Source organism: Methylobacterium sp. FW306-05-D (assembly GCF_058782155.1).
Genome location: NZ_JBYSXL010000089.1, coordinates 5,492 through 15,420 on the forward strand (window position 1 = coordinate 5,492; position 9,929 = coordinate 15,420).

Sequence of the window (9,929 nt, forward strand, 5' to 3'; positions counted from 1 at the left end):
CCCCCCCCCCCCCCCACCCCGGGGGCGAGCCACCGCGCCCCCACGTTCCGCGACAGACGAGCCCGGCCCCGCGGCGCCGGGCTCCCCCCGCCAATCCCCTCGGGGATTCCCTTGGCAACGATCCGGTGGTCCCCTCTCGCGCCGGCGCCCGGCGCGGGGTAGGACGCCGCCCGGTGAAGAGAAGACATTCGGATGGCCGCCTTGACTGACCAGATCGCCCTGACGCGCGACCGCGCCGCGGCCCGGAAGAAGCCCGGCGGCCTTGGCGACTCGCTGTTCCGCGCAGCCTCCTACGGCGCGGCGCTCCTGGTCCTGTTCGTGCTCGCCGGCATCCTGGGCTCCATCGCCTACGGCGCCCGGCCGGCCTTCGAGGAATTCGGCTTCGGCTTCATCACCTCCAGCGCCTGGAACATCGGGCAGGAGCAGTACGGCGCCCTCGTGGCCATCGTCGGCACCCTGGCCTCGGCGGTCCTCGCCCTGCTCATCGGCGTGCCGCTCTCGCTGGGCATCGCCGTCTACCTGACGCAGCTCTGCCCCGGCTGGGCGCGCAAGCCGGTCTCGATGACCATCGAGCTCCTCGCCTCCGTGCCGAGCATCATCTACGGCATGTGGGGCCTGTTCGTGTTCGCGCCGCTCTTCGCCCGCTTCGTGCAGGTGCCGGTCTCGAACCTGGTCGAGGGCATGCCCATCGTCGGCACCCTGTTCTACGCCCGCGTCCCCTCGGGCGTCGGCATCCTCACCGCCGGCATCATCCTGGCGATCATGATCGTGCCCTTCGTGGCCTCGATCACCCGCGACATGCTCGACCAGATCCCGACTGTGCTGCGCGAGAGCGCCTACGGCATCGGCTGCACCACCTGGGAGGTGGTGCGCTACGTCCTCGTGCCCCAGGCCTCGGTCTCCATCATCGGCGCGATCATGCTCGGCCTCGGCCGGGCTTTGGGCGAGACCATGGCGGTGACCTTCGTCATCGGCAACGCCAACCGCCTCTCGGGCTCGGTCTTCGACCCGGGCTCCACCATCGCCTCGCGCATCGCCAACGAGTTCAACGAGGCCGACGGGCTGCAGCTCAATTCCCTGATGGCGCTGGGCTGCATCCTCTTCGTCATCACCTTCGTCGTCCTGATCATCGCCCGCATCCTCACCCGCCGCGCCAAGGTCGCGTGAGGCCGATCGCCTGAAGCCTCCCCCCGTTCTCCGAGACGTCAGGAACCCGCCATGGACGCCGCCAACCCCCTCGCCACCACCGCCCCGCCGGCCCGGATCAGCCGGATCCGCTCCGGCCGCCGGATCGCCGACAAGACCCTGATCCTGGCCAGCACCCTCGCCACCCTGGTCGGCATCGTCGTCCTCGGCTCGATCCTGTTCATGCTGGTGGTCGAGGGCATCAAGGGCTTCTCGCCCACCCTCTTCACCGAGCCGACGCCGGGCCCCGGCTCCGAGGGCGGCGGCATCGCCAACGCGATCCTCGGCAGCCTGGTGATGACCTTCCTGGGCATCCTGGTGGCAACCCCGGTCGGCGTGATGGCCGGCACCTTCCTGGCCGAGTACGGCCGCAACTCGAAGCTCGCCGACGTCATCCGCTTCCTCAACGACATCCTGCTCTCGGCGCCCTCGATCCTCATCGGCCTGTTCGTCTACACGCTGATGGTGCGCCCGATGGGCTCCTATTCCGGCTGGGCCGGCGCGGTGGCGCTCGCCATCATCGCCACCCCGGTCATCGTGCGCACCACCGAGGACATGCTGCGCCTCGTGCCCGCGACCCTGCGCGAGGCCGGCGCGGCGCTGGGCGCCCCGCCCTCCATCGTGATCAAGAGCATCACCTGGCGCGGCGCCAGCGCCGGCATCGTCACCGGCATCATCCTGGCGCTCGCCCGCATCGCCGGCGAGACCGCGCCGCTGCTCTTCACCGCGCTGAACAACAACAGCTGGTTCGGCGGCAACCTGATGGGCGGCATCCCGAACCTGCCCGTGATGATCTACCAGTTCGCCCTCTCGCCCTACCCGAACTGGCAGCAGCTGGCCTGGGCCGGCGCCCTGCTGATCACCGTCACGATCCTCGCCCTGTCGATCGTGGCCCGCTTCGTCATCAAGTCCGAGCGCGCGCGCTGACCTCCGGCGCGCCGCACCTCCCCCGCCTTCCGACCCACAGGATCTTGAACCGATGAACGCCGCCCCCGGGATCACGTCCGCGCAGCTCACCGGACGCCACAAGGCCGACGAGACCTCTCCGGTCCGCATCGCCGTGAAGGACCTGAACTTCTACTATGGCAGCTTCCATGGCCTGAAGTCGGTGAACCTCAACTTCCACGACCGCCAGGTCACGGCGCTGATCGGCCCGTCGGGCTGCGGGAAGTCGACCCTGCTGCGCACCTTCAACCGGATCTACAGCCTGTATCCGGAGCAGCGCGCGGAGGGCGAGATCCTCCTCGACGGCCAGAACGTCCTGGATTCCAAGGTCGACCTCAACGAGCTGCGCTCGCGCATCGGCATGGTGTTCCAGAAGCCGACCCCGTTCCCGATGTCGATCTACGACAACGTCGCCTTCGGCCTGCGCCTCTACGAGAAGCTGCCCAAGGCCGACCTCGACGCGCGCGTCGAGGAATCGCTCCGCAAGGCCGCCCTCTGGGACGAGGTGAAGGACAAGCTCAAGCAGTCCGGCATGGGCCTCTCGGGCGGCCAGCAGCAGCGCCTCTGCATCGCCCGCACCGTGGCCCAGCGTCCCGAGGTGATCCTGTTCGACGAGCCGACCTCGGCCCTCGACCCGATCTCCACCGGCCGCATCGAGGAGCTGATCGAGCAGCTGCGCTCGGAATTCACGATCGTCATCGTCACGCACAACATGCAGCAGGCGGCGCGCATCTCGCAGTTCACCGCGTTCATGTATCTCGGCGAACTGGTGGAGTTCGGGCCGACGACGCGCATCTTCATGAATCCCGAGAAGCGCCAGACGCAGGACTACATCACCGGCCGCTTCGGCTGATCCTCGGCAGGTCGGAACCGACCCGTGCGGGCCGGTTCCGGCCCGCGCCAGACACCATCAGGGCGGGCACCGGACCGGAGGCCCGATCGAGGAGCACACCCATGCCCGACCACATCGTCACCTCCTACGACACCGACCTCGAGGATCTGCGCCGCTCGATCTCCGAGATGGGCGGCATCGCCGAGAAGATGATGACCGAGGCCGGACAGGCCCTGGTGCGCCGCGACTCGGCCCTGGCCCAGGCGGTGATCGCCGCCGATGCCCGGCTCGACACCCTCCAGCGCGAGATCGAGGAGCGGGCGATCCTGCTCATCGCCCGGCGCCAGCCCCTGGCCATCGACCTGCGCGAGACGGTGACGGCGATCCGCGTCTCGAACGACATCGAGCGCATCGGCGATCTGGCCAAGAACGTCGCCAAGCGCGTGGTGGCGATCGCCGACCAGATCCAGCCGCAGAAGATCGTCATCGGCGTCCAGCACATGAGCGACCTGGTTCAGGAGCAGCTCAAGGACGTGCTCGACGCCTATACCGGCCGCGACATCAAGGCGGCCCTCGACGTCTGGGAGCGCGACGACGCCATCGACGCGCTCTACAACTCGCTCTTCCGCGAACTCCTGACCTACATGATGGAGGACCCGCGCAACATCTCGTTCTGCACGCACCTGCTGTTCGTGGCCAAGAACATCGAGCGCATCGGCGACCACACCACCAACATCGCCGAGACGATCCACTACCTCGTCACCGGCGAGAACCTCCTAGCCGAGCGCGAGCGCCCGAAGAACGACGCGTCCAACTACGCCACCGTGGACATGCCCGGCACGGTCTGACCCCGTGCCGCTCTGATCGAAAGCGCACGATGAGTACGCGTATCCTGATCGTCGAGGACGAGGAGGCCCTGACCCTCCTCCTCCGCTACAACCTCGAGGCCGAGGGCTTCGTCGTCGACTCGGCCTCCCGCGGCGACGAGGCGGACCTGCGCCTGCAGGAGCAGGTTCCCGACCTCGTCCTGCTCGACTGGATGCTGCCGGCCCTGTCGGGCATCGAGCTCTGCCGCCGCATCCGCGCCCGGCGCGAGACCGAGCGGCTGCCGGTGATCATGCTCACCGCCCGGGGCGAGGAGGGCGACCGCATCCGCGGCCTCGGCACGGGGGCGGACGACTACATCGTCAAGCCGTTCTCGGTGCCCGAGCTCCTCGCCCGGGTCCGGGCCCTGCTGCGCCGGGCCAAGCCCGCCCACGTGGCCAACCTGCTGGTGGCCGGCGACATCGAGCTCGACCGGGTCAGCCACCGCATCCGCCGGGAAGGCCGCGAGATCCACCTGGGACCCACCGAGTTCAAGCTCCTCGAGTTCCTGATGCAGAGCCCCGGCCGGGTGTTCTCCCGCGAGCAGCTCCTCGACGGGGTCTGGGGCCACGACGTCTACATCGACGAGCGGACCGTCGACGTCCATGTCGGGCGCCTGCGCAAGGCCCTCAACCGCCCGCGCCAGAGCGACCCGATCCGCACCGTGCGCGGCTCGGGCTACTCCTTCGACGAGATGTTCGAGGCCGAGGCCGAGTAGGCGCCCCCGCGGCGCGCCGGGTCGGCCCCCAGGCGGACAGCCGAGCCCGCCCTCAGGCGAAAATCATCGTGTCGGTGGGGAGGTGCACGGTGAAGCCCTTGCCCTCGTCGATCCAGCCCGGGCCGGCGGCGCCGTGGTTGATGCCGTTGGCCTCCTCGGCACTGCCGGCGAAGTGATGCTGGCCGGTCTGGGTGTTGTAGAAGCGCTCCAGAGTCAGGCCGCCGGGGGCGCCCGCATCCGCGTAGGCCTCGAAGGCGACGCCCTCGTACTTGTAGCTCGGCGCGGTCTTGAGGACCTGGTCGCGCTCGGACACGCTCGTGGTGAAGAAGTGGGCGTTCGAGCCGGTGTCGAAGAACCGGAACACGTCGACGGTGCCCGCGCCCTTGGCCGGGGCCGCCCACGGCGTGCCCTCGTAGGTGAACCAGGGCAGCGTCTGCTGGATCTGCGCCTTCTCGACCGTGCTCGTCGTGTAGAAGTGATCGCCCGTATGGGTGTCGTAGAACCGGTACACCGCCGTGACGGCGCCCTCGGCCGGGGCGCTGGCGACGGGAGGGCTCGTGACGGTGGGGCTCGCGACGGGCGTCAGGGACGCCGCCGGGACCGCCGCGGTCACTGCGGCGGGTGCGCCGTAGAGGGCCTGGATGCCCGCGATGTCGCCGGCCCCGAGGGCGGTGACGGAGGGGTTCAGGACCGCGTTCATCACCTCGGGCTTGGCGTTGTAATGGTCGAGGCCGAGGGCGTGGCCGATCTCGTGCAGGGTCACCACCGCGAGGTCGACGTTCTGGGTGCTGACCACCCGGGCGCCGGCGGCGTGCCAGCCCTCGCCGCTGTCGAAGGTCACGGCCGCCGACTGCATGCGCTGGCCGCTGTAGGAGTAGTTCGCGTAGCCGAGCGTGTTGCCGAGGCCGTCGATGCCCGCGAGGGTGAAGTCGATCTGCGCCGCCGCCGTGGAGGCGACCTGCTGGAAGGTGATGTTGGCGTAGGACGCCCAGGTCGCGAAGGCGCTCTGGAGGATGCCGACGAAGGAGGGCGGGATCGTGCCGTCGAAGGCCCAGGTGACGGTGCCGCCGCCCGTGCCCGCCGCGCCCGCGCCCCAGCGCGGTCCCTCCAGCGCATAATCCCCCATTCGCCGTCCCTCCCGTCCGCGCGGGCCAGGGTCGGCGGGAGGCGTTACGATTGTCTTAAGCGGCGCTCCCGTCCCCGGGGCGCATCCTCACAGGATGCTGCGCACCACGCCGCCATCCACCCGCAGGGCCGCCCCGCTGGTGGCGCTGGCGGCGGGGCTGCAGATGTAGGCGACCATGCTGGCCACCTCCTCGACGGTGGCGAGGCGGCCGATCAGCGAGGTCGGGCGGTGCTCGGCGACGAAGGCCCGGCCGGCCGCGTCGAGGTCGACCGCGCCGCCCGCGCCCCCGTCCTGCCCCTGGGCCATGCTCTTCATGAACTCGGCGACGCCCTCGGACAGAGTCGGGCCGGGCAGCACGCTGTTCACGGTGACGCCGCTGCCCGCCACGGTCTCGGCGAGGCCCCGGGCCACCGCGAGCTGGGCCGTCTTCGTCATCCCGTAATGGACCATTTCCACCGGGATGTTCACGCCGGATTCGCTGGAGATGAAGACCACCCGGCCCCAGCCGCGCTCGACCATGCCGGGGGTGTAGGCCCGGGACAGGCGCACGCCGCTCATCACGTTGGTGTCGAAGAACCGGTGCCAGTCCTCGTCCGGGATCTCGAAGAAGGGTTTGGGCTCGAAGATGCCGGTGTTGTTCACCAGGATGTCGACGTCCGGCAGCCCGGCGACCACCCGGGCCGCCCCGTCCGGATTGGCGACGTCGCCGGGCGCCCCGATGAAGCCGGCGTGATTGGTCTCGCGCTTCAGGCGCTCGACGGCGTCGCGGACGCGGTCCTGGGTGCGCCCGTTGATGGCCACGTTCGCTCCGAGTTCGCCCAGGGCCTTGGCGATGGCGTAGCCGATTCCGCTGGTGGAGCCGCTGACGAGGGCGCGCTTGCCGGACAGGTCGAGATGCATGGGATCGTCCTTCGTGAGGGCCCGGCCCCCGTGCGGCCTGTGCCCGCCCGCGGGCCGGGCCACGGGTGGCCTTCGTCCGGTTCAACGCGCGGGACGGGCGCTGGTGCGATCGGCGCGGCCGCTCAGCCCCGCGGGCTGCGCCGCAGGACGCTGGCCACCGCGCCGAGGCCCGCGAGGCCGACGGCGCACCACAGGGTGGCGGCCACCGGCCCGGCCGGCGCGCCGCCCTGGTGCAGGCCGAAGATCACCGCCACCAGGGCGGCGCCGAAGGACTGGCCGGTGAGGCGGGCGGTGGACTGCATGCCGCTCGCCCCGCCGCTGCGCTCGCGCGGGGCGCTGGTGATGATGACCTTGTTGTTGGGCGACTGGAACAGCCCGAAGCCGAGGCCGCACAGGGTCAGGCGCCAGGCGATGTCGCGGTGGGACGCGCCCGGCGGCAGCAGGGCGACCGCGGTCAGGCCGCAGGCCATCAGGCCGAGGCCGGCGCCGCCGAGGAGGCCCGGCGCGTAGCGGTCGGCGAGGCGCCCGGAGATCGGGGCCATCAGGGCGATCGCGATGGGCCAGGGCGTCATCAGGAAGCCGGTCTGCGTCTCGGACAGGCGCAGCACGTCCTGGAAATAGAAGGGCAGGGCGACGTAGGCCATCATCTGCGCGCCGAAGGAGGCGATCGAGCTCACCATCGACAGGGCGAAGGCGGGAATCCGCAGGAGGTCGACCGGCAGGAGCGGCCGCGCCATCCGGGTCTGGGTCCGGACGAAGACTGCCCCCACCGCCACCGCCGCACCGATCTCGGCCAGCGCCACGCCCCGGGTCGCCGGGTCGCCGAGCCCGTCGACGCCGATGATGAGGAGCCCGAAGGTCAGGGCGTTGAGGACGGCGCTGCGGATGTCGAAGCGCCCGCCGCTGCGGGGCGTCACCGGCAGGGTGCGGGCGCCCACCGTCAGGGCGATCAGGCCCACCGGCAGGTTGACGAGGAACAGCCAGGGCCAGGTCGCCACGGAGAGGATGGCGGCCGCCACCGTCGGCCCCGCGGCGGAGGCCATCGCCACCACCAGGGCGACGTTGCCGACGCCGCGCCCGATCAGCCGGTGGGGATAGATGAAGCGCACCAGGGCGATGTTCACGCTCATGATCCCGGCCGCGCCCAGCCCCTGTGCGATCCGCGCCGCCACCAGCCAGTCGAGGGAGGGGGCGAAGGCGCAGGCCACGGAGGCCGCCGTGAACAGGACGAGCCCGGTGAGGTAGACCCGGCGGTAGCCCAGGATGTCGCCGAGCGAGGCCAGCGGCAGGAGCGAGGCCGTCACCGCGATCTGGAAGCTGTTGGTCACGAAGATCGCCGCGGAGGGCTCGACCGCGAGGTCCTTGGCCATCACCGGCAGGGCGACGTTGACGATGGCCCCGTCGAGCACCGCCATGGTCATGGCGAGGCCGATCGCGAGCAGCGCCAGCATGCGCTCGCGCACCGGCAACCCGTCCGTCCCGCCATCCATCCCGCCCTCCGTCGGGGGCTTCGCTTCGGCGCTTGGGGCATCCTTCGTCATGGACGGACCCCTGGGACGCGACGCCGGGTTTCGCAAGAGGCGGCGCGACCCGAGGTGTCCTTTGTCACCTCGGCTGAGCGGTGCGCGGGCCGAATCTGCCCTATGTCACGGCGGACGCGCCGCGCTGCGCGCCGCTGCCGGGAACCCCGATGGACGCGCCTCTCAAGATCTCCGCCCTCGTGCTGGCGGCCCAGATGTCCGTGATGCCTGTGTCCCTGGCGCCCGCCATTGCCCAGCCGGCCGCCCAGACCACCGCCGCCGCGGAGGCGACGCCCCTCGGCATCGGGCTGGAGGGCTTCGCCTATCCCTACCCGGTCTTCTTCCTGGAGCGGATGCGCGACGGCGAGCGCCAGCGCCTCGCCTACATGGACGTGCCGGCGGAGGGGCAGGCCAACGGGCGCACCGTCCTCTTGCTGCACGGGCGCAATTTCCCGTCGAGCTACTGGCAGCCGGTGATCGAGGCGCTCAGCCGTGCGGGCTACCGCGCGGTGGCGGTCGACCAGCTCGGCTTCGGCAAGTCGGCCAAGCCCGTGGGGGCCTACACCTTCGACGCCATGGCGGCCGACACCGTGGCGCTGCTCGATTCCCTGGGCCTGGCGCGGGTCGACGTGGTGGCGCATTCCATGGGCGGGATGCTGGCGGTGCGCCTCGCGCGCAATGCCCCGACGCGGGTCAACAGCCTCGTCCTCGAGGCGCCGATCGGCCTGGAGGATTACCGGTTCACGGTGCCGCCGGTCTCCGACGCCACCCTGTTGCGCCTGGAGGGCGACGCCACGGCGGAATCCTACCGCCGCCAGCTGATGACCAACTACGCCCTGTCGCTGCCGGCCTCGGCCATCGAGCCCTTCGTGTCGCTGCGCGAGCGCGTGAAGGGGTCGGGCGAGTATCCGCGCTGGCTGCAGTCCTTCGTCAATTCCTACCAGGCGATCTGGGGCCAGCCGGTGGTGCACGAGATCCCGCTGATCGCCATCCCCACGCTCTTCGTCATGGGCGAGAACGACCACAACGCCCCCGGCAAACCCTTCGCGCCGGAATCCCTGCGGGCCGGGATGGGGCGCAACGCCGAGCATGCGCGGACGCTGGCCGGCCAGATGCCGAGCGGGCGCGCCGTGGTGCTGCCGGGCATCGGCCACCTCGTCCACATGGAAGCGACGGACCGGTTCAACGCCCTGACGCTCGAATTCCTCGACGGTCACTGAGCGCCGGGCCACCGCAACGGGAGATACGTCATGAGTCAGAGCCTCGATGTCGGCGTGATCGGCCTCGGCCGGATGGGCCGCGGCATGGCCGCCAGCCTGGTCCGGGCCGGGCACCGGGTCCGGGTCTGGAACCGCTCGCCGGGCGCGGCGGAGGGGCTCGCGGGGGTGACGCCGGTGGCGAGCGCCGCCGAGGCCTTCGCGGGGGACGCGGCCGTGACCATGCTGGCGGATGACGCGGCCCTGCGGGCGGTGATCGTCGAGGGCGGCCTCCTCGACGGCGGCACCCGCCCGGGCCTGCACCTCTCGATGAGCACGATCTCGGTGGCCCTGGCCCAGGACCTCGCCGCCATCCACCAACGGGCCGGTGTGCCCTACATCGCCGCCCCGGTCTTCGGACGCCCGGACGTCGCCGAGGCCGGCGCCCTGAACATCGTGGCGGCCGGCGACCCGGAGGCAATCGCCCGGGCCCAGCCGCTCCTCGACGCCATGGGCGCCCGGACCTGGGGCTTCGGGCCCGCGCCGCACTGCGCCAACGCGGTCAAGCTCGCGGGCAACTTCATGCTGATCGCGGCGATCGAGGCGATGGGGGAGGCGGCGGCCCTGGCCGAGGGGCACGGGG

10 protein-coding genes are annotated in these 9,929 nt (G+C 71.1%); 7 read left to right on the forward strand and 3 right to left on the reverse strand.

All coding sequences use genetic code 11. The features are described from left to right. Nucleotides 1–192 precede the first annotated feature (192 nt). The 5 genes from pstC (at nt 193) to phoB (ending at nt 4,544) form a co-directional block, all read left to right on the forward strand. A complete protein-coding gene (pstC, locus tag AC3WLN_RS21000; protein WP_492484506.1) occupies nt 193–1,167 on the forward strand; it encodes a phosphate ABC transporter permease subunit PstC in 975 nt (324 codons plus the stop codon). A gap of 51 nt (nt 1,168–1,218) precedes the next feature. Beyond that, nucleotides 1,219–2,112: a phosphate ABC transporter permease PstA gene (gene pstA / locus AC3WLN_RS21005; RefSeq protein WP_492484508.1), complete on the forward strand. Its 894-nt coding sequence runs from the start codon at nt 1,219–1,221 to the stop codon at nt 2,110–2,112. A gap of 52 nt (nt 2,113–2,164) precedes the next feature. Then, nucleotides 2,165–2,983 carry a phosphate ABC transporter ATP-binding protein PstB gene (pstB, locus tag AC3WLN_RS21010; RefSeq protein ID WP_492484510.1) on the forward strand — a complete coding sequence of 273 codons (819 nt, stop codon included), beginning with the start codon at nt 2,165–2,167 and terminating at the stop codon, nt 2,981–2,983. Nucleotides 2,984–3,084: 101 nt separating this feature from the next. Then, nucleotides 3,085–3,810 (forward strand): phosphate signaling complex protein PhoU, encoded by a 726-nt coding sequence (phoU, locus tag AC3WLN_RS21015; RefSeq protein ID WP_492484512.1) that lies wholly within the window; start codon nt 3,085–3,087, stop codon nt 3,808–3,810. 29 nt (nt 3,811–3,839) lie between these two features. After that, nucleotides 3,840–4,544 carry a phosphate regulon transcriptional regulator PhoB gene (gene phoB, locus AC3WLN_RS21020; protein WP_492484514.1) on the forward strand — a complete coding sequence of 235 codons (705 nt, stop codon included), beginning with the start codon at nt 3,840–3,842 and terminating at the stop codon, nt 4,542–4,544. A 52-nt stretch (nt 4,545–4,596) separates the two neighbouring features. Here the strand turns inward: phoB and AC3WLN_RS21025 are convergent, their stop codons facing one another. From AC3WLN_RS21025 to AC3WLN_RS21035, 3 genes are all read right to left on the reverse strand, one after another. Then, entirely contained in the window at nt 4,597–5,670 is a 1,074-nt protein-coding gene (locus AC3WLN_RS21025; protein ID WP_492484516.1) for a matrixin family metalloprotease, read from the reverse strand. Between the two features lie 87 nt (nt 5,671–5,757). Further along, nucleotides 5,758–6,570, reverse strand: a complete 813-nt coding sequence (locus AC3WLN_RS21030) for an SDR family NAD(P)-dependent oxidoreductase (RefSeq protein ID WP_492484518.1) — start codon at nt 6,568–6,570, stop codon at nt 5,758–5,760. A 122-nt stretch (nt 6,571–6,692) separates the two neighbouring features. Next, nucleotides 6,693–8,060 carry an MFS transporter gene (locus tag AC3WLN_RS21035; protein ID WP_492484520.1) on the reverse strand — a complete coding sequence of 456 codons (1,368 nt, stop codon included), beginning with the start codon at nt 8,058–8,060 and terminating at the stop codon, nt 6,693–6,695. Between the two features lie 200 nt (nt 8,061–8,260). On the opposite strand from AC3WLN_RS21035, the gene AC3WLN_RS21040 reads away from it, so the two are divergent. Together AC3WLN_RS21040 and AC3WLN_RS21045 are read left to right on the forward strand one after the other, a co-directional pair. After that, nucleotides 8,261–9,310, forward strand: coding sequence for an alpha/beta fold hydrolase (locus tag AC3WLN_RS21040; RefSeq protein ID WP_492484522.1), 1,050 nt, complete (start codon nt 8,261–8,263; stop codon nt 9,308–9,310). A 30-nt stretch (nt 9,311–9,340) separates the two neighbouring features. After that, nucleotides 9,341–9,929, forward strand: a 589-nt coding sequence (locus AC3WLN_RS21045) for an NAD(P)-dependent oxidoreductase (protein ID WP_492484524.1), incomplete at its 3' end; no start/stop codon positions are given.